Here is a 22218-nt window from a genome sequence, read left to right as displayed (position 1 = left end):
GGCCTCCTCCCAAACTTATCGTAGGGATCGACGATGCGGTGCTTGACGGACCGTCCGTCAAGCGGTGCGGACTGAAGAAAATCAGGGAGGAAGACACCATGGCCACGCCGACTTTCGAGACGCTCGCCTATGACGTCGAGGACGGGATCGCGACGATTACGCTGAACCGGCCCGACAAGCTGAACGCCTTCAACACCCAGATGATGAAGGACATGATCGCCGCCTTCGACGTCACCGACGCCGACGACGCGGTCAAGGCGGTGATCGTCACCGGGGCCGGCCGCGGCTTCTGCGCCGGGGCCGATCTGTCGGGCGGCGCCCAGACCTTCGACTACGACGCCCGCGGCGGCGAGGACAAGGCCGCCCGCACCCGCGAGGGCGTGCAGCGCGACGGCGGCGGCCTGCTGACCCTGCGCATCTATGAGAGCCTCAAGCCGGTGATCGCCGCCGTGAATGGTCCGGCGGTGGGGGTTGGCGTCACCATGCAGCTGCCGATGGACATCCGCATGGCGTCGACCGAGGCGCGGTTCGGCCTGGTCTTCGCCCGCCGGGGCCTGAACCCCGAGGCCGCCTCTTCCTGGTTCCTGCCCAAGGTGGTGGGCGTCCAGACGGCGCTGGAGTGGTGCTACACCGGCCGTATCTTCTCGGCCCAGGAGGCCTTCGACAAGGGCCTGGTGCGCTCGCTGCACGCGCCGGAGGACCTGCTGCCGGCGGCGCGCGCCCTGGCCCGCGAAATCGCCGACAACACCGCGCCGGTCTCCATCGCCATTACCCGCCAGCTGCTGTGGCGCATGGCCGGCGCCAACCATCCCATGGAGGCCCACCGCGCCGACAGCCGCGGCATCCAGACCCGTGGCGCCATGGCCGACGCCCGCGAAGGGGTGATGTCCTTCCTGGAGAAGCGCCCGCCGGCCTTCACCGACAAGGTTTCCACCGATGTTCCCGACATCTGGGAGCAATGGAGCGCGCCTACGTTCAAGTGATGTGAAAACGTCCGGTTAAGGCCGCTATGGTGTGATCAGGTCAGATCACATGAACCCAGCCGCAAACCCTCCCGAGACCGGACAGCCACCCATCTTCCGGGCGCGCGCCGCCTTGCTCAAACGGATGGCCGACGTCGTCTGCCTGCCGTCGTCGCGGGTGAACGCCTTCGAGCGCGCCATGACCGCCGACCTGCTGGTGGACATGCTGCGCGAGGCCGAGCCGGCCGATCGCCTGAAGGTGGCCCGCCGGCTGGCCAACCTCTCGGAGATTCCGGCAAGTCTCGTGCGTCTGTTGCTGCGCGACCATGTCGAGATCGCCGAGGCGTTGCTGACCAACTGCGCCTCATTGTCGGATAGCGACCTGCTGGACTGCGCCCGTTCGGCGGGGCTGGAGCACCGCCGGCTGATTGCCATGCGGCGCGGGGTCAGCGAGGTGGTCTGCGAGGTGCTGATCGAGTTCGGCGAGGCGCTGGTGATCGAGTGCCTGCTCAAGAACGAGCTGGCCAAGCTTTCCAACCCCTGCGTCGAGGCCATCGTCGCCTCCACCCGCGGCGACGCGCGCACCGCGCCCGCCCTGCTGCGGCGTCCCGAACTGCGGCCGGCCCACGCCTATGTGCTGTTCTGGTGGGCCGACGCCGACGCGCGCCGCACCATCCTCCAGCGGTTCGCCGTCTCTCGCGAAGTGCTGCAGGAGGCCACCGGCGACATCTTCCCCATGGCGGCCGCCGAGAACTGGCAGGACCCGCTCGCCCGGAAAGCTTTGCAATTCATCGAACGCCGTCAGCGCAACCGGGCCGCGATTGATAAGTCGCCGTTCGACAGCCTGGAGGCGGCGGTCGCCGCAGCCCAGGGTGGCCTCACCCGGGAAACGGCCGAGGAAATCTCCTACCTCTCGGGCCTGAAACCGATGACGGGCGCCAAGATTTTCACCGATCCCGGCGGCGAGCCCCTGGCCATCCTGTGCAAGGCCACCGGCCTGCCCAAGCTGGCGGTGCGGGCCCTGTGGCGGGGCCTGCGGCGCCCGGAAACCGAGGCGGACGGCAGCCCCAATCCGAACCTCGAACGGGTGCTCACCACCTACGACATGATCGCGGTCGATCGCGCGCAAACCGTTCTACGCTACTGGAACTGGTCCCTGTCCTCGGCTCTCACGCCTGCGTTGTTGAAGGCCATCCGCGATGGCGATGAAGGCGGCGCCGATGAATACTCGGTGCCCCAGCGCGCGGCCATGTTGGCGCTCTCGAAGGAATTCGGCCGTTAGTCTCGCGGCGAGCAAAAGCCCCGTCTGAAGTTGGTCGGGACCGGCTGTTGATCAGCGTTCGCTTACCCAACTGTCATGATCCAGATTACTGCGTCTTCGCTACTGCGACACGGCGCCACCATTCGGCGAAAAACACTAGTTCGTCTTTGTAGCGAACCTGTTCGGTCAAGATCATGCCGATTTACGCCACTTGTGCTTGCCCTGAGTCCCATATAATGCAGCCATAACTGATGTCGTGAATCAGTCATCCCCCCCACTTGGGTAGTTTCCCAACACGGAATCGAGAATTATGGACGAAAAGTCGGAAGTCATTGAGATGACGGCGGATATTGTCTCCGCCTACGTCGGTAACAATTCGGTCGCGGCCTCGGATTTGCCCGCGCTGATCCAGAGTATCCACCGCGCTCTATCCGGTATTTCGCAGGGTTCCGACGTTCAGGAAGCTGCGCCGAAGGAACCTGCTGTTCCCGTGCGCCGCTCGATCACGCCGGATCATCTGGTCTGCCTGGAAGACGGCCGCAAGTTCAAGTCTCTGAAGCGTCACCTGCGCACCAAATACAATATGAGTCCTGAGGAATACCGGGCCAAGTGGGGCCTCCCGAAGGATTATCCGATGGTCGCGCCGAACTATGCCAAGGCGCGCTCGGATCTCGCCAAGCAGATGGGTCTCGGCCAAGGCGGCCGTCAGGCTCCTCGCAAGCGCAAGTAAAACCTCTCGAGTCTTTCGAGTTTGAGACCGGAACGCCCGCCCACCCGGCGGGCGTTCTGCTGTCTGGGGTGTGACACCTGGAAGCGACGCCGGTTCCACCGGCCGCGACCCTCAAAACAGGCTCCGCAGCCTGCGGCAAATTCGGTTTTCTTCGCCCCTGCCACGATTTCGCCTTGCCGCAGATTCGCGGCTCAGGCGATAAGTGATTCGTCGTGATTCCAAGGGGTTGTTAAGGAATCTGAATATGGCGGCACAGATCGGATCATCAGCAGCGGCCGCCCGCGCCCATGAGGAGCTCTATGCCTATTGGGCTGGACTCCGCAGCGGGCCCAGGCTGCCGGGACGGGGCGATATCAAGCCCGAGGACTTCAAGCGCCTCTTGCCGACCGTCAGCCTGATTGACGTGCGTCGCGACCCGCTGGACTTCCGCCTGCGCCTGGCCGGCACCGGCCTCTATAGCGTCTATGGCCGTGAGATCACCGGCCGGGCCCTGGATGACGTCTATAACAGCGCCGCCGCCGACTACTGGCGCATCGAACTCTCGAAGATCGTCGAGGAGCGCCGTCCCGCCGTGGGCGTCCACAGCCTTTCGTGGCGGGGCGCCTCCCACATGTCGATCCTGTGGCTGCGCCTGCCGCTGGCCACCAACGGCGTCGATGTCGACATGATCCTGGGCTACGACGCCGTGGTCGGCATCCAGGGCCAGACCGGTTCCAGCAGCGGCATCCGCGCGGCTTAGAGCCGGCAAAGCCCTAGCCCCCTCCGTCTCTTCGCTGCGCTCAGATCCACCTCCCCCGAACCGCGCTTCGCGCTGGGGGAGGAATGACGCCCTCCTAATTCCTCCCCCAGGCCGCAGGCCGTATCGGGGGAGGTGGCGCGCGCATCAGCGCGTGACGGAGGGGGCTACGGCCTAAGCCAGCGCCTCGGCGTCTCGCCGTATCCGCCCCACCATCGAGGCCAACCCATTCGAGCGCTGCGCCGACAGGTGGCCGCTCAGGCCCAGCTGCTCAAAGGCCGCCTTGGCGTCGAAGTCGCGGATGGCGGCCGGGGTCTTGCCGGAATAGAGCCGCAGCACCACCGCGATCAGGCCGCGCACGATGTGGGCGTCGGAATCACCGCGGAAGGTGACGGTCCGGTCGGCGTGCGGTTCGGTCACCACCCAAACCTGGCTGGCGCACCCGCGCACCTTGTTGGCTTCGCTGCGTTCGGGGTCGGTGAGGGGCGCGAGGTCCTTCCCCAGGTCGATCACGTAGCGATAGCGTTCTTCCCAGTCCTCCAGGAGGTCGAACTCCGAGATCAGGTCGGCGAGGTCGTCTTCGATGGTGCGCATGCTGTCGGCGACTTAAGGGGCCCGACGCCCGCGCGCAACCGCCTGCTCAGCCGGCGGGCAGGCGGACATTGGCCAGCAGGCCGCCCCGCGGCCCTGGCAGGAGCTTCAGCCGCCCGCCCATGGCCTGGCACAGCAGGTTGACGATGGGCAGGCCGAGGCCTGCCCCCTCGCTGCGGCGGGTCAGCGCGCTGTCGCCCTGTTCGAAGGGGCGCAGCAGGCGGGCGATATCATCGGGGTCGATGCCGGGACCCTGGTCGAGGATGCAGATTTCGATCTCCGCGCCATCGCGCGCGGCGGTGATCTCGATGACCGAGCCCTCCGGAGAGAAAACCGCGGCGTTATGGATCAGGTTGCTGAGCAGGGTGCGCAGGCCGCGCGGATCGGCCTTCACCTTGGGCAGCGCGCCCTCGTCGCGGACGATGACCACGCTGTTGCGGTGGGCGATCTCCTCGCGCAGGCCGTCCAGGGCGTCGTCCATGGCGTGGTCCAGGGCCTCGACCCGCAGGTCCAGGTCCATCGCCCGGCCTTCGAGGCGCGCGATCTCCAGGATCTGGTTCACCAGGTTCAGCAGGCGCTGGCCGCTGGCCTGGATGATGCCCGCATATTCCTTGTACTGCGGCGCGCCGAGCGGGCCGTAGAGCTCCTGGGAGATGATTTCCGAGAAGCCGAGGATGGAGTTCAGCGGGGTCCGAAGTTCGTGGCTGACCATCCGCAGGAACGACCGCTGCTGGTCGTCCAGGGCCGCCTGGCGGCGCGCGCGGGCGGTCGACCGCGGCGCGGCCGTCGGGGATGAGTGGTCGTCATTGTCGGGAAGGGCCGCCGGCTGGGCCATGAAGGACGTACGCGCCTTTGAATGTTGCTCCCCAATGTGGGGCACGGCCGCTTACGATTTCGTTTCTGCCTGAAAGATCATGGGCTTGGACTTCATCCCCCAGGACGCGAGGAGCCTCGCAGGGACTCACCTGCAAAGGTAAGGTTCCGCGCTGGCGCCGCGTGCGCGCTGATGGCCGGAGGCCCCGAGACTAGACGTGGTCGAGAACGTGTCCACCCGACCCATGGGGACCCCCGGCGGACTGCCGCCGCAGGAGCTCATATGGTGGCACGCGACCTGGCTCGCGGTGCTGGGCCTCGGCGTGGGCGTGATGCTGTTCTCCCCGATCCAGCAGACCACCTCGGCCGTGGTGGCCCTGGCTCTCGGCGCCGCGCCGGCCTTGGCCGGCCTGCTGCTGGCCCGGTCGCGCCATGTGGCGGCCCATAGCCTGATCCTGTTCAACTGGGGCGCGGGTGGAGTGCTGGCCGCCCTGCTCACCGGCGGCCTCGCCGGACCGATGGCGGTCTGGCATCTGGCGCCCCTGGCCGCCGCCGCCGCCATGGGCCGGATCGACCGCCTGGCCATGGGCGCAGCCATCAGCCTGGCGGCGATCTGCGTCTCCCTGTTGGCCGAAATCACCCTCAGTCTGCCGGCCCCGCCGCCGTTCGACCTGGCCTCGGGCCTCGGGGCCGTGGCGATCGTCACCACCGCGGTGGGCCTGGGTCTGGCGCTCATCGTCCTGCAGCGCCGGGTGATCCTGGACACGCGCCGCCGCGCACTGATGGAGGTGCGCCTGCGGGAAGCCCTCGGCGACCAACCGCACCTGTTGGTGGTGGTTCAGCCCGGCGGCAAGCTGGTCGCCGCCTGGGGCAATGCCCCCCGCGGCCTGAAGGGTCAGGTCCTGACCGGCCGGCCCCTGTCGCAACTGGCGACGCCCGCCGACCGCCCCCGCCTCGAGGCGGCCCTGCGCGAGGCCATCATCGAGGGCAAGTCCGAGGTCGGCTTCGCCCCGGCCGGCGCGCCCGCCCTCTGGCATGAGCTGTCCCTGCGCCGGGTGAACCCCGCGCGCCTGACCGGCTCGATCCGAGACGCCGGGTTGCAGCGCGCCCGCGAGGCGGCCCTGGATCAGGCCCGAATCGACGCCGAGACCGCCAACGCCGGCAAGTCCCGCTTCCTGGCCAATATGAGCCACGAGCTGCGTACCCCGCTCAACGCCATCATGGGCTTCTCCGACATCATGCGGCAGTCGCTGTTCGGCCCCATGCCCGAGAAGTACGGCGAGTACTCCGCCCTGATCCACGAAAGCGGCGAGCACCTGCTGGAGCTGATCAACGATGTGCTCGACATGTCGAAGATCGAGGCCGAGCGGTTCGAGCTCTATCGCGAGGAATTCGACGCCCGCGACGCCATTTCCGCCGTCATGCGCCTGATGCGCGGCCAGGCCGACCGGGCCGGCGTCAGCCTGCGCGGCCTGATGCCCAAGGAGCCGCTGGAGGTCACCGCCGACCGCCGGGCCATGAAGCAGATCGCGCTCAACCTTATCTCCAACGCGCTCAAGTTCACCCCCAAGGGCGGGACGGTGACCGTGACGGCCCATGCCGAGGGCCCGATGCTGGAGCTGATCGTCGCCGACAGCGGAACCGGCATCAGCGCCACCGATCTGCAGCGCCTGGGCAAGCCCTTCGAACAGGCGGGCGGCGCGGATCAGCGCGCGGCGGGCACGGGCCTTGGGCTCTCTCTTGTCCAGGCCTTCGCCGAACTGCACGGCGGCGAGATGGCCATCGAGAGTCAGCTCGGGGAGGGGACCACGGTCACAGTGCGCCTGCCGGTGATGGAGCTTTCAGTGGTTGAGGTTGTGCCTGAGACCCATCCGGAAGAGACGGCGGGCTAACCTATACCCCGCTCATCCCGGCGCAGGCCGGGACCCAGGTCGTAGGTCACGGCCTCGCCAGGAAGCCTGAAAGCGGTGGATGTATCTGGGGCCCGGCCTTCGCCGGGATGAGCGGGGTTTGTGCTTACCGGCTCGCCGTCTGCAGGAAGGCTCTGCCCGCCGCGAAGTCGCCGACCTCGACATAGGCGCGCCGGGTGGCGTCGCCGGCGAACAGGAACTCCACCATCACCGCCTCGCGGGGGTCGAGCCCCGAGAGCGTGCGGGCGGCCTCGGCGGGGAAGCGGAAGGCCCAGCCGGTCTTCAGGTCCTTGGGCAGCAGATCCAGGCCCGCGCGGCTGCGCGCCTCGGCGGAATAGGCGGTCTGGGCGCCGGTCGGCGGCAGCCGCCGGGTCAGCGGCAGGCGGTCAAGGCTGTCGCCCCGGGCGTCCAGATAGGGGCCGAGTGTCAAGTTCACGTCCCGCAGCACCAGGCGCGCGGCATAGGGCTGGGCGCCGTCGCTGAAATTGGCCACGGCCATCAGCCGGTTGGCGCCGGCCCGGCCGGCAAGACCGAACACCATGCGGCCGCCGTCGAAACGGGTGTCCTGGGTCAGGCGCCAGCGGGCGCCGGTGGACGACGAACTGCGGTCGGCGCGCCAGGCGGAGACATCGCCCGGATAATCCATCTTGATGAGCTTGGCATAGCCCTCGAAAGCCGTGCGCACGCGGCTGGCGGCGGCGTCGATGTCGGTGGAGTCACAGGCCACGGCCCCGGCCTTCTGCGCCGCGCGTTGCGCCACGGCGTTGAGGGTCGCACGGTCGGCGCCGGCGCGCAGGGCCGCGCCGCGGGCCTGAGCTTGGGCGGCGGCCAGCGCTGAGCCCACGGGCCCTGAGAACAGGCCGCATCGGGCGTCGGCGGCGGTCATCACGGTGCGTTCGTAGAAGAGGTCGACGCTGCTCGCGCTCGCCATCACCGGCGCGGCGCTGAACGCCAAAGCCAATGCCGTCCCCATCCACCAACACGCCGGGCGCCGCACTTTTGTGTGCGTTGTGCTCGTCATGCTCTCTCTTTGTCCCGTATGTTCGGGACCTTGAGCTGAACCTAGACCGGTCGCCCTTTCCGGTCCGTTACGAGAGACCCTGCTGCGACATGATGCTGTCCACGGACATCTGGGTGGCCGCCCTGGTCCGCCGCGCCGAGCTGGCGGGCGGCTTCGGCATCGTGGCGCGCAAAGGCGACGCCCGGGCCGGCAGCGTGCTGGTCAAGGTGCTGAACCTCGATGACAAGACCACCCGGCTCTATTCCGAGGCCACCCGCGGCGATGGCGAGCGGATCTGGATGCGGCCGTCCCTGTTCGACACCGAGGCCGACCTCGACCGCTATATCCAGCGGTCCCTGCGCATCGATCCCGATCTCTGGGTGGTGGATATCGAGGACAAGCAGGGCCGGCATTTCCTGACCGAGCCGGTCGAGGACGCCTGATCTTGCAGGGTTAGCGGGCAATTCACCGCGCTTGTGCACCGGCCCTAAAGTCAGCCATGCGACCTTGGCGCTGTGCTCCCCCCAGCCCAGCCTTTCGTGTAGTCGCCCATGCTTTTCCTGATGAACGACGTGGTCCTGAACCTCGACGGCATGACGATGACGCCCAAGATCACGAACCGCCGGTTCCGTGACCTGCCCTTCAACGCCGTCAGCCGCCTGGGCCAGGAACTCTACGCCGAGAGCCCCCTGCTGCATCATCGCCGGCCGCAGCGGGCCAAGCGTCTGGCCCTGCTGATCATGGCCAAGGCCCCGGCGATCAACGCCGCCCAGTTCACCGCGCCCTATTTCGGCTGCGCGCCCGAAGAGGTGACGATGCGCTATCTGAACGTCGACTTCGAGATCATGGCCCGCCTGGCCAAGCGCCAGGAGGAGGGTGAAACCGACAAGATCTGGACCGATCGTCAGGTCTGGAAACGCCTCGCGGCCTAGCCTCGGGACGCGCGCTGCGCTAGTCCCCGCCCATGAGCAATTCTCCCGCCGCCGAGGCCGCGCGCCGGCGCACCTTCGCCATCATCTCCCACCCGGACGCCGGCAAGACGACCCTGACCGAGAACCTGCTGCTGGCGGGCGGCGCGATCCGCGCGGCCGGCGCGGTGCGGGCCCGCGGTGAGAACCGCCGGACCCGGTCGGACTGGATGAAGATCGAGCGCGAGCGGGGCATCTCCGTCTCGGCCAGCGTCATGACCTTCGACCACGACGGCCTGATGTTCAACCTGCTGGACACCCCGGGCCACGAGGACTTCTCGGAAGACACCTACCGGACGCTCACGGCCGCCGACGCCGCGGTCATGGTGCTGGACGCCGCCAAGGGGATCGAGCCCCAGACCCTGAAGCTGTTCGAGGTCTGCCGCCTGCGCGACATCCCCATCGTCACCTTCATCAACAAGATGGACCGCGAGGCTCAGGACCCCATCGAGCTGCTGGACGAGATCGCCTCCAAGCTCGCCCTCGACCCCGCGCCGCTCTATTGGCCGGCCGGGTCGGGTGGCCGGTTCAAGGGGATGCTGGACCTGCGCAATCAGCAGTTCCTGCCCTTCGCCAAGAAGACCGCCGACAACAAGGACGAGGGCCACCCCGCCGCCATCGGCTTCAACGGCAATGCGGTGTCGAGCTATCTGAACCCGGAGGAACGCGCCGAACTGGAAGAGACCGCCATGCTGGTGGGGGAGGCGTCCAAACCCTTCGACCCGCAGTCCTTCCTCGAGGGCCACATGACCCCGGTGTTCTTCGGCTCGGCCCTGCGCCACTTCGGCATCGACCAGCTGCTGGCGGGCCTGGGCGCCTACGCCCCGCCGCCCAAGGCGGTGGCCGCGGCCAAGGGCGGCGAGCCCACCCACATCGTGCCGGGCGATCCGGAGGTGACGGGCTTCGTCTTTAAGGTCCAGGCGAACATGGACCCCAACCACCGCGACCGCATCGCCTTCCTGCGCCTGTGCTCGGGCAAGTTCGCCCGCGGCATGAAGCTGAAGGTGCAGAACACCGGCCGCCAGCTCTCGGTCAACGCGCCGATCATGTTCTTCGCCTCGGACCGTGAACTGGCCGAGGAGGCCTTCGCCGGCGACGTCATCGGCATTCCCAACCACGGGATCCTGCGGGTCGGTGACAGCCTGTCGGAGACCGGGACCATCCGCTTCGCCGGCCTGCCCAACTTCGCCCCGGAAATCCTGCAGCGCGTCCGCGTGAAGGATCCCCTGAAGGCCAAGCATCTGAAGAAGGCCCTGGAAGGCCTGGCGGAGGAGGGGGTGACCCAGCTCTTCCGGCCGCAGTTCGGCGCGGACTTCATCGTCGGCGCCGTCGGCCAGCTCCAATTCGAGGTCATGGCCGACCGCCTGGCCAACGAATACCAGCTGGAGGTCCAGTTCGAGGCCAGCCCCTTCGCTGAGGCCCGGTGGATCACCGGGACCAAGGCCGAGATCGAGGACTTCAACACCAAGCACAAGACCGCCATGGCCACCGACATCGACGAACAGCCGGTGTTCCTGGCCAAGTCGGCCTGGGAGCTGGGCTATGTGGTGGAGCGCTACCCCACGGTGGCCTTCCACCGCACCCGGGAGCGGGGTTAGGCCGGTGCCGGCCGCGATCGTCTACGGGACCCCGCCCTACAACCTGGTCGACGTGCCCACCGGCGCGGTCCAGGTCTCGCCCATCCTGCCGGGCTCGACGGCCCTGGAAAGCCTGCCGGACGCCAGCCAGGACGAGGCGGTCATCGCCGCCCCGCCCGGGACGGCCGAACGGGACTATGCCCTGGCGCAGGCTCTCCGTGTCTTGAAGCCTGGCGGCCGGCTCACCGCCTTCGCGCCCAAGGACAAGGGCGGCTCACGCCTGAAGAAAAGCCTCGAGGCCTTCGGATGTGAGGTCTTCGAGGAGTCCCGCAAGCACAACCGCATCTGCACGGTCGAGCGGCCGCAGACCATCGTGGGCCTGGACGCCTTCGTGGCCAAGGGCGCGGCCGAGCAGATGGGCGAGCTCTGGAGCCAGCCCGGCGTGTTCAGCTGGGACCGGGTCGATCCGGGCAGCGCCCTGCTGATCGCCAACCTTCCGCCGCTGAAGGGCAAGGGCGCGGACTTCGGCGCCGGCATCGGCATCCTGGCGCTCACCGTCCTGGCCAGCCCCGACGTGAAGAGCCTCGCCCTGGTGGACGTCGACCGCCGCGCCATCGAGGCCGCGCGCAAGAACGTCACCGATCCCCGCGCCACCATCGTCTGGGAAGACGTGCGCCAGGCGGGTCTGGCCGACCTCGACTTCGTGGTGATGAACCCCCCCTTCCACGACGGCGGGGCCGAGGACCGGGCCCTGGGCGTCGCCTTCATCGAGACCGCCGCCAAGGCCCTGCGCAAAGGCGGGACCTGCTGGCTCACCGCCAACCGCCACCTGCCCTATGAACGGCCCCTGGGCGCCGCCTTCTCCAAGGTCGAGCTGCGGGCCGAAGCCGGCGGCTACAAGATCTACGAGGCCCGCAAGTGAGCAAGGTCCCGATGGCCCGGCTGGACCGCCTGCTGGCCAATCTGGGCTACGGCTCGCGCCGCGAGGTCAATGCTCTGGTCCGCGCCGGCGGGGTGGTGCTGGACGGTGTGACCCTGAAGGACGCCGGGGCCAAGGTCCCCATCGTCCGCGAGCTGCCCACCCGCCTGACCATCTCCGGCGTCGCCGTCGACCCCCCCGCGCCGTTCACCCTGATCATGCACAAGCCGCTCGGCGTGGTCTGTTCGCACCGCGAGGCCGGCCGCAGCGTCTACGAACTGCTGCCCACCCGCTGGCGCGCCCGGATGCCGGGGCTTTCCACCATCGGCCGGCTGGACAAGGACACCTCGGGCCTGCTGCTGATCACCGACGATGGCGACCTGCTGCATCGGGTGATCTCGCCCCGGGCCCACGTCGCCAAGCGCTACCTGGCCACCCTCGACCGCCCGATGACCGGGGAGGAGGGCGCGATCTTCGCCGCCGGCGACCTGATGCTGGACAGTGAAGACACACCGCTGGCGCCCGCCGAGCTTGAGGTGATCTCGCCGACCGAGGCCGCCCTGACCATCATCGAGGGTCGCTACCACCAGGTCCGCCGGATGTTCGCCGCCGTGGGCAATCACGTGACCGCCCTCCACCGCGACCGCATCGGCGGACTGCAGCTCCCCGCCGACCTCGCGGCCGGTGAGTGGCGGGTGCTGGACGAAGCGGGCGGGGCCGCGATCTTCACCCAAGCCTCCGGCCGCGGCGCGACCGATCCCGCCCACCCCTGAGGTCCCGCGATCTCTGCTGAACCCTTCATCCTCACGGCCGCGCTGGACCCAGCGGCGGCCGACTGGTTCGAGGATCTGCGCCAGACGCACTTCCCGCCAGGGCGCAACCAGGTCCCCGCCCACCTGACCCTCTTCCATGCCCTGCCCGGCGACCAGGAAGCGATCATTGGCGACACCCTGAAGGCGGCCTGCGCGCGGACCCCGGCCCTCTCGATGGAGGTGCGCGGCCCATGGTCGCTGGGCCGAGGCGTGGCCTACCGCCTCTCATCGCCCGGGTTGGAGCGCCTGCGGGCTGACCTCGTGGCGGCGTTCGAACCCTGGCTTACCCGGCAGGATCGCGCGCCTTTCCGGCCGCACATCACCGTCCAGAACAAGGCTGATCCCGAGGTCGCGCGGGCCCTGCTGACCCATCTGCAACTTGACTTCGAGCCCTTCGACGTCACCGCCACCGGCCTTCAGGTCTGGCGGTACCTCGGGGGGCCGTGGGCGCCGGTGGCCGAGCTCCCCTTCTCGGCGCCCGGCGCGGGGCTGTGACCGAAAAGCGCCTGTCAGGCGAATATTCGTATTCTGTTAACCATAACCGACTGATTAACCACTTGTTTACGATCTCGGACCCGGCTTTGCTCCTTTCGGTCTGAACCCAAGTCGGGCGTCCCGTGTTGAGACGCCAGGGTGATCGGAGCCGCGTCATGTTCGAGTTCGGTCGAGAACTTAAGCGCCTGTTCGGCGCTGAGGGCGCCCCGCGCGATGGTCTGACCGGCGGCGACTCCTCGCTGCTGGAACTGCTGGACCTCGAACTGCTGAAGGCCGAGGCCAAGGCCGCCGACGTCGCCGCCGGCCGCATCGGCGCCGCCGACCGCGCCCAGCGCCGCCTGGAGGCCGCCATCGTCTGGCGCGAAGTCGCCCGCCGCTCCGGCGACGCCTTGGCCCTGCGCAAGGCCGCCGCCACCGCCGAGGCCGCCGCCGATCTCTTCGACCGTAACCGCCGCCCCGACGGCTGGGCCCGCGCCCGCTGTGAGCAGGCCTTCTGCGCCATGCTGGGCGCCGAGCTGTTCGGCGATGACGGACTGAACGCTGCCGCCGATCTCGCCTTCCGCGAAGCCCGCGCCGCCGCGCGCGGTGGCCTCGCCCTGCCGCTCGCCGATGTCGGCATCGCCGCCCTCGAAGGCCGCTCGCGCATGGCCACGGGCGACGCCCAGGCCGCCCGCGTCGTGGCCGCCCGCTTCACCCAGCCGATCCAGGGCCTGATGGTGCTCACCAAACGCTGCCGCGCCGCCCGCCTGCTGGCCGTGGAGGCCCGCCTGGTGCGCGCCGACCTGCTGATGGGCTGGGGCGCGCGCCTGAAGGACCGCGACCTGCTGCAACAGGCGCTCGACGACGCCGACGCCGCGGTCGACGGCCTGGACGCCGCCTACGAACCCCTGACCTGGGCCCGCGCCGCGGCCCTGCGCGGCCAGGTCCTGGCCCTGCTGGGTGACGCCGCCGGCCAGATCGAGACCGTCGCCGAGGCAGTCAATGCGCTGGCTGATGTGCTGGGCGAACTCAATCGCGAGCACAGCCCCATGGACTGGGCCCGCCTGCAGACCGCGCTCGCCGAAAGCCTCCAGGCGCTTGGCGAAGCCGGCGCCAGCGAGCGCGCCTACGAACAGGCCGTCACCTGCTACGACCGCGCCGCCATGGTGCTGAAGGAGATTCCGGCGCTCGCCCTGCGCGCCGTCGCCGCCTCGAACCGCGCCCTGTGCCTGGCCCGCTCGGCCGAGCTTTCCGGCGACCTCAATGTGCTGGACGCCGCCGAGACCGCCTTCCGCATCGAGCTGACCGCCATGTCGCCGGGCCGCGATCCCACCGCCTGGGCCCTGCTGCAGGTGAACCTGGCGCGTCTGTACGAGGCCCGCCTGGACATCACCGGCCGCGACCGGGGCGAACGCGCCGCGGCCGCCCACGCCCTCACCGCCGCCCTCGATGTCTTCGCCGAGCAGGGCCTGCGCTCGCTGACCATCATCGCCGCCGACGCCCTGGACCGCCTGACCCACACGAGCCCGCGCCCGGCCTACTAGGGATGGCCCGATGTGGAGATCCGTTGGGATAGACTCCAGAAGGTACGAATTCGGCTTCTCAACCCTTGGGTGAGTGTGCAGGATGCCCCGCTCAAAGACGGGGGCGTCGGGATGCGATCATTAGGTTTTCTCGCCGTTCTGGCCGCATTGGCTTGCGGCTATGGGTCCCCGGGCTTCGCGGCTCCCGACGTGATCACGCCGCCGGATTGGCTGCGGAAGCCTACCCCCGAACAGCTCCTGGCGGTTTGGCCGACCAAGGACTTGGGGCAGGTGCGCACCGGCAAGGGCGTGATTAGCTGCTCCGTCTCGATCCAGGGCGCTCTGTTCGACTGCCGGGTCGTCTCCGAGGAGCCGGTCGGGTCCGGGTTTGGCGCCGCGGCTCTCGCGGTGGCGCCCCAATTGTTGCTGAAGCCCGGCCTGCGGAATGGAAAGCCGGAGGTGACGTCGGACGTGCACATTCCTGTCAACTTCGGAGGTCGGCCTACCTCGTATCTAGGTAACGACGCCAAGACGTTGACCCGCCCGGTCCTGACGAACGTCATTTGGACCGAGGCGCCGACCTATGCCCAGGTCGTCGCCGCCTTCCCGGCCAAGGCCCGGATCGCCAAGACCGGCGGGAACGTGGTCCTTGACTGTTCCTTCAAGTCCGACGGCCGCTTGACCGGCTGCGAGCTCTTGGGCGAAACTCCAAAGGGTCTTGATCTTGGCCGGGCCGCCAAAACGCTCATGCCGCTTTTCATGGGTCCAACTCTGCGGAGCGACGGGGCCAGCACCCTTCGCGCGGGGGTGCAGATTCCAATCACCTTCCCCATCGAGATGACCTCTGCGACCCATCCCGTGACGGGCAAGCCCCGTTGGACCGCAGCCCCGAGTGCCGAGGCGTTGCTGGCGGCGATACCCGCGACGGCGGCGACTGCAGGTGTTCGCACCGCCCGGGTGGTGATGTCTTGCACCATCGCTCAGGGCGGCGGCCTTGAAGGCTGCAAGGTCTCCAGTGAGGACCCGGTCGGACTTGGGTTTGGGGCCGCCACCCTGGGGCTGGTTAAGGATATCCGCGTGAGCATCTGGACGGCTGAGGGCCTGCCGACCATCGGCGGTTCGATTAATGTTCCGATCCGCTACGATATCCCGCAGGCCTCGCCGCCCAAACCCTAGGCGGCCGCCACGTCGCCGGTCTGGCGGCGCATGCGCCAGAAGCGGATGGTCCGCTGAGCGGCTTCGCGGGGCAGGTTTTCGTAGAGTTCGCCATATTCGCGGGCCCGACCCATGGCGTTGGAATCGCGGTCCAGGATCAGGACGGCGAAGGTCAGGTACAGCGACCGATCAAATCCGGCTGCCTTGCAGACGATGGACAGGGCGTCCAGTTCGCGGCGTTCCAGGATCCGCCGGGCGGTGTGGAAATCGATGTCGGCCAGTTCCGAGAGCGCCACCAGGAACTTGGTGGTCTCGCGGTTGCGCAGGAAGCCCGCCAGCACTGGCGGGGTGATGGCGCCCCGCAGACGCAGGATGCGGACGGCCTTCTCGGCCTCGATATAGTCGCCGGGCAGGGCGCCGTCGCGGGCGGCCAGGGTCTTGCGGCCGGCAGCCAGGGCCTGGTCCAGTTCGTCGGGATCGATGTCGCGGTTACGCTCCAGGATCTGGTCGCGCAGCCGGGCCTCCACCACGAAGTACATCTCGTTGAGCAGGTCGGCGGGCATCGCCTTGCGGGCGACGACGGCGGCATGCAGGGCCGGGTTCTCGGTGGCGCGGTCGATGACCATCTCGTGGGTCTCACGCGACATCTCGGCGCCCTGGTTGGCCAGCAGGGTCCCGAGCGTCTCGTCGTCACCGCGTTCCACGATGGCCTCGGAGAGCGCTTCGGAGACAACGGGGCGCTGGCTGATGGCGCGCAGGTGGTCCTGGCCCCGGGTGCGGGCCACCGACAGCAGGTCGTCCTCGGTGAGCGCGGTGGAGCCTTCCAGCAGCGGCCGGGCCACATCGATGGAGGCGTCGCGGGCCAGGCTGCGGATCAGGCCGGCGGGGGCCGGATCGACGCTGGCCATGCGTTGGGCGAGTTCGGCGCGAACCGCCACCTCCATCTCGCCGGCGAGCTGGGTCAGGACGTCGTCGAACAGGGAAAGCTCGCCGGGCGCGCGGGGCTCATCGGTGGTGAAGAACAGGTCGGTGACGCCGCGCAGCAGTTCGCGCCGCCGGGAGCTGGAGGGCTCCTGGGCCAGCTCGATCAGGTCGTGAAGCTTGGTGCGCGTCATCGGGATCTCAGAACGGGCGGCCGTCGTCGGCCTTGCTGTCGTCGTCATTGTCGTCGGTCTTCTTCACCGGCGGATCAGGCGGGCCGATGAACACGTAGCGGTCGCCGCCTTCCACCTGCGGGATGGCGTCCGGCTCCAGGCCGTAGGCCCGGTGCATCGAGTAGAGCTTGGAGCCTTCCCCGGTCCGGCGGGTCACGGCCGAGGCGTCGGCCACCTTCTGGCTGGCGGGGACGGCGGCCTGTTCGGGCAGGGGCGGGGGGCCGCCATAGAGGCTGGAGGGCGGCGGCGCATAGACCGGCGGCGACGGCGGGGCCTGGTCCAGGGAGGGCGCGGGCGCGCTCGCGCGCGGCGCCTGATAGGGCGCCTGGGGCACGAAGGGGGTGTAGGCCGGCGGCTGGTAGGTCACGCGGCGGCTCTCGCCGGGCGGCGGGGGCAGGTCACGGTCCTGGGAGGCCTCCTGGCGGCCGCGGGTGAACTGGCCGGCCAGGGCCATGGGCTCGGGGCGGGCGATCATGCCCGGCTGGCCGCCGGTCGCCGCGCGCTTGTTGGCCCAGCCCAGCATCGGGCCGGTGGGCGCGGGGGCCGGTTGCTGGACGGCCGGAGGCTCATAGTATCGGTCCCGGTCATCCTCATGGGAGCCGGGGGTGACCGCACGGACGACGGCGGCGATGGCGAGGCCTAGGCGCATCATGCGACGACGCTAGTCGCGGTCGCTTAACCCTGAGCTAACGACCTAACTTAACGCCCGCGCCACCAGGCCAGGCCGATCTTCTCGGCGCGCTCAAGCAGGGCGTGCAGCACGACCCCCATCAGACCCAGCACGACGAGGGCGGCGATCATGCGGGCGGTCTGCAATTTGTTGCCGGCGTCCAGGATACGCCAGGCCAGGCCGCGCACCCCGCCCGACCCCGCGCCGAACTCCGCGACGACGGCCCCGATGACCGCCAGTCCGGCGCCAACCTTATGACCTTCCAGGAGAAATGGGACGGCCGAGGGCAGGCGCAGGCGCAGAACCCGCTGCAACCGGCTGGCCCCGTACAGATCAAACAGCCGCTCCAGATCGGGGTCGGCGGCCTTCAGACCCGTCACCGCGCCGGAGAAGATCGGGAAGAAGGCCACCAGGACGGCGAGCGCAATGATCGCCCGTTCGGGGTGGTCGATCCCCGCCCAGATCAGCACCAGAGGGGCGATGGCCACCACCGGCGTCACCTGGAGAACCGAGGCCAATGGCCGCACCGCGCGATCGATCAGCGGGCTGAGCCCCACCAGCAGGGCGACGGCCTGGGCCGCGAGGCTGGCGATCACCAGCGAGATCAGCGCCACCGACAGGGTGTTCCAGGCGGCCTGCATCAGGCTGCCGGTGTCGGTGGCCAGGGCCACGGCGACATCGGACGGGGCGGGCAGGAAATAGGCCGGAACCCCCGTCACCCGGCAGGCGATCTCCCACCCGGCCAGCAGCAGGGCGATCAGGGCGAAGGGCGCCAGGGCGTCGATCACGCGGTTCACGCCGCCATCTCCGAGCCCTTGAGCAGCAGGTCCGACACCGCCTCGGCGGCTTCGCGGAACTCCGGTGTGGCGCGGTAGCCGATCAGGCGGGGCAGGTCGCCTGCGACCGTGACCTCGCCGGCGACGCGGCCCGGCCCTCGGGTCAGAACGGCGACGCGCGCGGCCATGTAGGCGGCCTCCTCGACATTGTGGGTCACGAAGATGATGGCCGGCTTCGTCTCGCGCCACAGCTTCAGCACGTCGTCGGCCAGGGACCGCCGGGTGATCTCGTCCAGCGCCGCGAAGGGTTCGTCCAGCAGCAGCAGGCGCGGCTCGGTCACCAGGGCGCGGGCCAGCGAGGCGCGCATGGCCATGCCGCCCGACAGCTGGGCGGGGCGGGCCTCCTCGGCGCCGGCCAGGCCCACGCGGGCCAGGGCCGCCGCGGCCCGCGCCCGGGCGAGGGGCTTGGGCACGCCTGACAGCTCCAGGGGCAGGGCGACATTGGCCACCGCCGTCATCCAGGGCGCCAGGGTCGGGGCCTGGAACACCACCGAGGTTTCGCCCCGCCCGGCGGTGCGGGTGACGGTCCCTCGCGTCGGCTGTTCCAGACCGGCCAGCAGCCGCAGGGCGGTGGACTTGCCGCAGCCGGACGGCCCCACCAGGGCCACGATCTCTCCGGGCGCGATGCTCAGGCTGAAAGGCCCCAGCGCGCGGCCGCGCTTGGCGTAATCGACTTCAACGGCCTCTAGGGCGACGACAGGCGGCACGTGGGCTTACTTAACCGCCGGGGTCACGAACTGCAGGGTGTAGGCCTTCTTGTAGTCCAGGGTCTTGGGATAGACCCCTTGCTCGGAGGCGATCTTGAAGAACTCCGCCCAGCGGGCGTCGCTCATCGTGCCGATCCCGGCGGTCTTGGCCTCGCCGCCGTCGACGATGCCGTAGGACTTCATCTTCTCGCGGGCCTGGTCCAGCACATCCTGGCTCATCTCCGGATTGTCCTTGCGGATCAGGGCGTCGGCGGGCTTGGCGTCGCCGTAGAGATAGTCGTGCCAGCCCTTGGCCGAGGCCTCGACGAAGGCCTTCACCGCCGCCGGATTTGAGTCGATCAGGCTTTGGGGGACCATGATCATGGTGGCGTAGGAGGGATAGCCGTTGTCGGCCAGCAGGAAGACCTTGGCCTTCAGCTTGGCTTCCTTCTCCAGGGTATAGGGCTCGCTGGTCACATAGCCCTGCTGGGCCACGCGCTTGTCGGCCAGGAACGGCGCGGAGTTGAAGGTGTATTTGCGGATCTGGTCGTCGGTGAAGCCGTACTTCGACTTCAGCCATACCCAGAAGGCGGTGACCGAGGCGTCCGACAGCAGGATGGGGTGGCCCTTCAGGTCGCCGATGGTCTCGATCCCCTGATCGGGGTGGGCGATCAGCACCTGCGGGTCTTTCTGCATCATGGCGGCGACGGCCTTCACCGGCACGCCCTCCTGAGCCATGTTCAACGCGATGAAGCTGTTGGAGCCCATGCCGGCCTGGACCGCGCCCGAGGCCAGCAGTTGCGGCACGTTCACGCCGGGGCCGCCCTGGACGATCTTCACATCCAGGCCGCGCTTGGCGTACTCGCCGTTGGCGACCGCCTCATAGAACCCGCCATGCTCGGCCTGGGCGCGCCAGTCGGTGGCGAACTTGATGACTGTGGGCGCGCCGGCGGCCGGCGCCTCGGCCTTCTTGGCCGGCGAGCAGGCGACGGCGAGAACCGCGAGGGCGGCGAACGCGAGGGTGCGAAGGGCGTGCATGATCTCTCCCCAACTTGGATCGCCGCGAGCCTAGGCGCTGGCGGCTCAGCTTCCAAGATGGGGCGATAAAGTTAGAAGCTGGAACACGCCCAAACCCCACACATCGTCATCCTCGGGCTTGTCCCGAGGATCCATGATCTCCGTCTTGCCGCAGATCGCGCGACGTCGCCGCTGAGGACCCTCTCGACCACGGAGTCTATGGATCCTCGGGACAAGCCCGAGGATGACGGTCAGGGGCGTGAGCTGAGCTTGACCTTAAGCCGCGGCTTCCCGCGCGTGGTCCAGCCACTTGGCCAGCACCGCGTGCAGGGCCTCGATCTGGATCGGCTTGCCGACGGCGTCGACCATGCCGGCCTTCAGGCAGCGCTCTTCCATCTCGGGCATGACGTCGGCGCTCATGGCGATGATCGGTATGGTGGCGCAGGCGCCGCCCAGGCCACGGATCAGCCGGGTGGCTTCCAGCCCATCCATGCGCGGCATGTGCACGTCCATCAGGATCAGGTCGCAGGTCCCGTCGCGGGCGGCGGCCACGGCCTCCTCGCCGTTCTCGGCCAGCACCACCTCGCAGCCCAGCAGGGTCAGGACGGTGGCCCCCAGCTCGCGGTTCACCGGGTGGTCATCCACCAGCAGCACCTTGGCCCCCAGCTCGCCGATCTTGCGCATGCCCGGGGCGGGCGCCGCCTCGGCCTGCGCGTGGGGCGCGTCGATCTCGAACCAGAACACCGAGCCGAAGCCCGCGGCGCTGTCGAGGCCGATGCGACCGCCCATCAGCTCGGTCAGGCCCTTGCAGATGGCCAGGCCCAGGCCCGTGCCGCCATGGCTGCGGCTGACCGTGGAGTCGGCCTGGCTGAAGCGTTTGAACAGTTTTGTCGCCTGCTCGGTGGGGATGCCGATCCCGGTGTCGGTGACCACGAAGCGCAGGGTGGAGACGCCGCCCTCGACGGTGACGTCAAGGTCCAGCCGCACCCGGCCGCGCTCGGTGAACTTCAGAGCGTTGGACAGCAGGTTCAGCAGGATCTGGCGCACCCGCTGGTCGTCGATCATCACCTGGCGCTCGGCTTCGCCGCTGGTGTGGAACTGCAGGTCCAGCCCCTTGCGGCGGGCCACCTCGGCGACGATGGCGAGCGTGTCCTGGGCCACGGCGCGCGGCTCGACGGAGCGCGGCGACAGGTCCACCTCGCCGGCCTCCATCTTGGAGAAGTCGAGAATGTCGTTGACCACGGTGAGCAGGGAGGAGCCTGCCCTGTCGATCAGGGTCAGCTGGCGGCCGGCCCCCTCGGGCAGGTCGCTCCGCTTCATCAGCACCTCGGTGAAGCCGATGATGCTGTTCATCGGCGTGCGGATCTCGTGGCTCATGGTGGCCAGGAATTCCGACTTGGCCTTGCCGGCGGCCACGGCGCGGGCCTGGGCGGCGCGCGCCACCCGGGTGCGGCTGGCCCACAGGCGCTTCAGGCGCTTCTGGTCGGCGATGGCCAGGGCCGTGGCCAGGCTGGTGAAGAAGTTGACGCCGATCAGGAACTGGATGCCGCGGGTCTTTTCCAGCAGGCTCCAGGTGGCGCCGGTGTGGGTTTCCTGCGCGCCGAGCACCAGGCTCGATGAGATCGAGGCCAGCATCATGGCTGAGACCGCCGCGCCGCGCGGACCCAGGCGGAAGGCGATCAGGGCCATCATCGGGAAGATCACGATCGGGGTCGGGAACCGCACCGGCACGAAGGCCAGGACGCTGACCGCCGCCATCAGGCAGTAGAGGCCGAACTGCTCTGGCCATTCGCGGTGGAAGTCACGCACCGCGTCGGCGCGGGCGATCAGCAGCACGGCGGGCAGGGCGATCGCCATGCCCAGGCCGTGGGCGTAGAACCAGGTGCTCAGCACCACATTGAAGCTGCGGTCGAACAGGGTCAGCACGTCGGCCGCCACCACGGAGCTGGCGGCCGTGGCCGGGACGATGGCGAACAGCAGCAGTTGGGCCACGCGCTTGAGGCTGGTGAGCCGCATGGTCTGGCCGCAGGCCTTGCGGGCCAGCCAGGCGGCGGCGAAGGCCTCGGTGAAGTTCAGCACCGGGAAAATCAGGCCGAGGCTGAGCGGATTTCCCATGAGCAGGCCGCCCAGGAAGTTCGCCAGGAAGCAGACGGCGGCGGCCGGAGCGCTCCACCGCCAGGGCAGCAGCAGGAACATCGCCGCCAGCACCCCATTCGACAGCCAGATCGCGGCGACCCCCGACTCGCCCTTCGACAGGGCGAGGCTGAACAACGTGGCCGCGACGAAGGTCACGGTCAGGCTGACGGTCAGGATCAGATCGCGCGAAGGCTTGGCCAGCATCGAGGGTCCTTACGAAGCCGCGCGATGATGCCCTATTCAGATGGCGAAAGACTTAAGCTGTGCCAAGTCGGGACAGATTGCCGC

The 22218-nt window shown here is 69.0% G+C and carries 22 protein-coding genes; 13 read left to right on the top strand and 9 right to left on the bottom strand.

Annotated features, from left to right (window positions below):
- The first annotated feature begins 98 nt into the window (after positions 1 to 98).
- The 4 genes from JKL49_RS16020 (at position 99) to mopJ (ending at position 3692) form a co-directional block, all read left to right on the top strand.
- On the top strand, positions 99 to 983 hold the full coding sequence (locus tag JKL49_RS16020; protein WP_215341619.1) for a crotonase/enoyl-CoA hydratase family protein: 885 nt from the start codon (positions 99 to 101) through the stop codon (positions 981 to 983).
- Positions 984 to 1032: 49 nt separating this feature from the next.
- Positions 1033 to 2244 carry a DUF2336 domain-containing protein gene (locus tag JKL49_RS16015; protein ID WP_215341618.1) on the top strand — a complete coding sequence of 404 codons (1212 nt, stop codon included), beginning with the start codon at positions 1033 to 1035 and terminating at the stop codon, positions 2242 to 2244.
- A gap of 289 nt (positions 2245 to 2533) precedes the next feature.
- A complete protein-coding gene (locus tag JKL49_RS16010; RefSeq protein ID WP_215341617.1) occupies positions 2534 to 2953 on the top strand; it encodes a Ros/MucR family transcriptional regulator in 420 nt (139 codons plus the stop codon).
- 244 nt (positions 2954 to 3197) lie between these two features.
- Positions 3198 to 3692, top strand: a complete 495-nt coding sequence (gene mopJ / locus JKL49_RS16005) for a motility/cell cycle regulatory protein MopJ (protein ID WP_283816642.1) — start codon at positions 3198 to 3200, stop codon at positions 3690 to 3692.
- Between the two features lie 171 nt (positions 3693 to 3863).
- Here the strand turns inward: mopJ and JKL49_RS16000 are convergent, their stop codons facing one another.
- Together JKL49_RS16000 and JKL49_RS15995 are read right to left on the bottom strand one after the other, a co-directional pair.
- Entirely contained in the window at positions 3864 to 4283 is a 420-nt protein-coding gene (locus tag JKL49_RS16000; RefSeq protein ID WP_215341616.1) for a SufE family protein, read from the bottom strand.
- 46 nt (positions 4284 to 4329) lie between these two features.
- Complete coding sequence (locus tag JKL49_RS15995; protein WP_215341615.1) at positions 4330 to 5115, bottom strand: sensor histidine kinase; 786 nt, start codon at positions 5113 to 5115, stop codon at positions 4330 to 4332.
- 208 nt (positions 5116 to 5323) lie between these two features.
- Between JKL49_RS15995 and JKL49_RS21250 the strand changes: the two genes are divergently transcribed.
- Entirely contained in the window at positions 5324 to 6985 is a 1662-nt protein-coding gene (locus JKL49_RS21250; RefSeq protein WP_215341614.1) for a sensor histidine kinase, read from the top strand.
- Positions 6986 to 7109: 124 nt separating this feature from the next.
- On the opposite strand, the gene JKL49_RS15985 is transcribed toward JKL49_RS21250, so the two are convergent.
- The gene (locus JKL49_RS15985; RefSeq protein ID WP_249778100.1) at positions 7110 to 7964 is read right to left on the bottom strand and encodes a hypothetical protein; all 855 of its coding nucleotides are present in this window, start codon (positions 7962 to 7964) and stop codon (positions 7110 to 7112) included.
- Between the two features lie 149 nt (positions 7965 to 8113).
- On the opposite strand from JKL49_RS15985, the gene JKL49_RS15980 reads away from it, so the two are divergent.
- The 8 genes from JKL49_RS15980 to JKL49_RS15945 all read left to right on the top strand — a co-directional run bounded on the left by JKL49_RS15980 (position 8114) and on the right by JKL49_RS15945 (position 15452).
- Positions 8114 to 8446 carry a DUF1491 family protein gene (locus tag JKL49_RS15980; RefSeq protein ID WP_215341613.1) on the top strand — a complete coding sequence of 111 codons (333 nt, stop codon included), beginning with the start codon at positions 8114 to 8116 and terminating at the stop codon, positions 8444 to 8446.
- 108 nt (positions 8447 to 8554) lie between these two features.
- Complete coding sequence (locus tag JKL49_RS15975) at positions 8555 to 8935, top strand: hypothetical protein (protein WP_215341612.1); 381 nt, start codon at positions 8555 to 8557, stop codon at positions 8933 to 8935.
- Positions 8936 to 8967: 32 nt separating this feature from the next.
- Positions 8968 to 10569, top strand: a complete 1602-nt coding sequence (locus JKL49_RS15970; RefSeq protein WP_215341611.1) for a peptide chain release factor 3 — start codon at positions 8968 to 8970, stop codon at positions 10567 to 10569.
- Positions 10570 to 10573: 4 nt separating this feature from the next.
- The gene (locus JKL49_RS15965; RefSeq protein ID WP_347340398.1) at positions 10574 to 11470 is read left to right on the top strand and encodes a class I SAM-dependent methyltransferase; all 897 of its coding nucleotides are present in this window, start codon (positions 10574 to 10576) and stop codon (positions 11468 to 11470) included.
- A complete protein-coding gene (locus JKL49_RS15960) occupies positions 11467 to 12240 on the top strand; it encodes a pseudouridine synthase (protein WP_215341609.1) in 774 nt (257 codons plus the stop codon). The genes JKL49_RS15965 and JKL49_RS15960 overlap by 4 nt, the downstream gene beginning before the upstream one ends.
- Before the next feature lie 9 nt (positions 12241 to 12249).
- Positions 12250 to 12774, top strand: coding sequence for a 2'-5' RNA ligase family protein (locus JKL49_RS15955; protein ID WP_215342844.1), 525 nt, complete (start codon positions 12250 to 12252; stop codon positions 12772 to 12774).
- 155 nt (positions 12775 to 12929) lie between these two features.
- On the top strand, positions 12930 to 14297 hold the full coding sequence (locus JKL49_RS15950; RefSeq protein ID WP_215341608.1) for a hypothetical protein: 1368 nt from the start codon (positions 12930 to 12932) through the stop codon (positions 14295 to 14297).
- 12 nt (positions 14298 to 14309) lie between these two features.
- Positions 14310 to 15452, top strand: coding sequence for an energy transducer TonB (locus JKL49_RS15945; protein ID WP_215341607.1), 1143 nt, complete (start codon positions 14310 to 14312; stop codon positions 15450 to 15452).
- On the opposite strand, the gene JKL49_RS15940 is transcribed toward JKL49_RS15945, so the two are convergent.
- From JKL49_RS15940 to JKL49_RS15915, 6 genes are all read right to left on the bottom strand, one after another.
- Positions 15449 to 16546: a DUF2336 domain-containing protein gene (locus JKL49_RS15940; protein WP_215341606.1), complete on the bottom strand. Its 1098-nt coding sequence runs from the start codon at positions 16544 to 16546 to the stop codon at positions 15449 to 15451. The two genes, JKL49_RS15945 and JKL49_RS15940, sit on opposite strands and share 4 nt — an antisense overlap.
- Before the next feature lie 7 nt (positions 16547 to 16553).
- Positions 16554 to 17237 carry a hypothetical protein gene (locus JKL49_RS15935; RefSeq protein ID WP_215341605.1) on the bottom strand — a complete coding sequence of 228 codons (684 nt, stop codon included), beginning with the start codon at positions 17235 to 17237 and terminating at the stop codon, positions 16554 to 16556.
- Between the two features lie 47 nt (positions 17238 to 17284).
- Complete coding sequence (locus JKL49_RS15930; protein WP_430700834.1) at positions 17285 to 18043, bottom strand: ABC transporter permease; 759 nt, start codon at positions 18041 to 18043, stop codon at positions 17285 to 17287.
- 5 nt (positions 18044 to 18048) lie between these two features.
- Entirely contained in the window at positions 18049 to 18798 is a 750-nt protein-coding gene (locus JKL49_RS15925; protein ID WP_215341603.1) for an ABC transporter ATP-binding protein, read from the bottom strand.
- Between the two features lie 6 nt (positions 18799 to 18804).
- Complete coding sequence (locus tag JKL49_RS15920) at positions 18805 to 19815, bottom strand: ABC transporter substrate-binding protein (protein WP_215341602.1); 1011 nt, start codon at positions 19813 to 19815, stop codon at positions 18805 to 18807.
- Between the two features lie 255 nt (positions 19816 to 20070).
- The gene (locus JKL49_RS15915; RefSeq protein WP_215341601.1) at positions 20071 to 22134 is read right to left on the bottom strand and encodes an ATP-binding protein; all 2064 of its coding nucleotides are present in this window, start codon (positions 22132 to 22134) and stop codon (positions 20071 to 20073) included.
- Positions 22135 to 22218: the final 84 nt, after the last annotated feature.

Origin of the sequence: Phenylobacterium glaciei, from assembly GCF_016772415.1 — a bacterium.
GTDB lineage: Bacteria > Pseudomonadota > Alphaproteobacteria > Caulobacterales > Caulobacteraceae > Phenylobacterium > Phenylobacterium glaciei.
The sequence above is the reverse complement of the archived record's forward strand: the minus strand, read 5'-3'. Positions and strand labels throughout refer to the sequence as shown.

Coding starts and splice junctions, on each gene's coding strand:
- JKL49_RS15970 (WP_215341611.1), top strand. CDS start 8,968: ATGAGCAATTCTCCCGCCGCCGAGGCCGCGCGCCGGCGCACCTTCGCC.
- JKL49_RS16015 (WP_215341618.1), top strand. CDS start 1,033: ATGAACCCAGCCGCAAACCCTCCCGAGACCGGACAGCCACCCATCTTC.
- JKL49_RS15950 (WP_215341608.1), top strand. CDS start 12,930: ATGTTCGAGTTCGGTCGAGAACTTAAGCGCCTGTTCGGCGCTGAGGGC.
- JKL49_RS15975 (WP_215341612.1), top strand. CDS start 8,555: ATGCTTTTCCTGATGAACGACGTGGTCCTGAACCTCGACGGCATGACG.
- JKL49_RS15940 (WP_215341606.1), bottom strand. CDS start 16,546: ATGACGCGCACCAAGCTTCACGACCTGATCGAGCTGGCCCAGGAGCCC.
- JKL49_RS15915 (WP_215341601.1), bottom strand. CDS start 22,134: ATGCTGGCCAAGCCTTCGCGCGATCTGATCCTGACCGTCAGCCTGACC.
- JKL49_RS15980 (WP_215341613.1), top strand. CDS start 8,114: ATGATGCTGTCCACGGACATCTGGGTGGCCGCCCTGGTCCGCCGCGCC.
- JKL49_RS15935 (WP_215341605.1), bottom strand. CDS start 17,237: ATGATGCGCCTAGGCCTCGCCATCGCCGCCGTCGTCCGTGCGGTCACC.
- JKL49_RS15995 (WP_215341615.1), bottom strand. CDS start 5,115: ATGGCCCAGCCGGCGGCCCTTCCCGACAATGACGACCACTCATCCCCG.
- JKL49_RS16000 (WP_215341616.1), bottom strand. CDS start 4,283: ATGCGCACCATCGAAGACGACCTCGCCGACCTGATCTCGGAGTTCGAC.
- mopJ (WP_283816642.1), top strand. CDS start 3,198: ATGGCGGCACAGATCGGATCATCAGCAGCGGCCGCCCGCGCCCATGAG.
- JKL49_RS16010 (WP_215341617.1), top strand. CDS start 2,534: ATGGACGAAAAGTCGGAAGTCATTGAGATGACGGCGGATATTGTCTCC.
- JKL49_RS15920 (WP_215341602.1), bottom strand. CDS start 19,815: ATGCACGCCCTTCGCACCCTCGCGTTCGCCGCCCTCGCGGTTCTCGCC.
- JKL49_RS16020 (WP_215341619.1), top strand. CDS start 99: ATGGCCACGCCGACTTTCGAGACGCTCGCCTATGACGTCGAGGACGGG.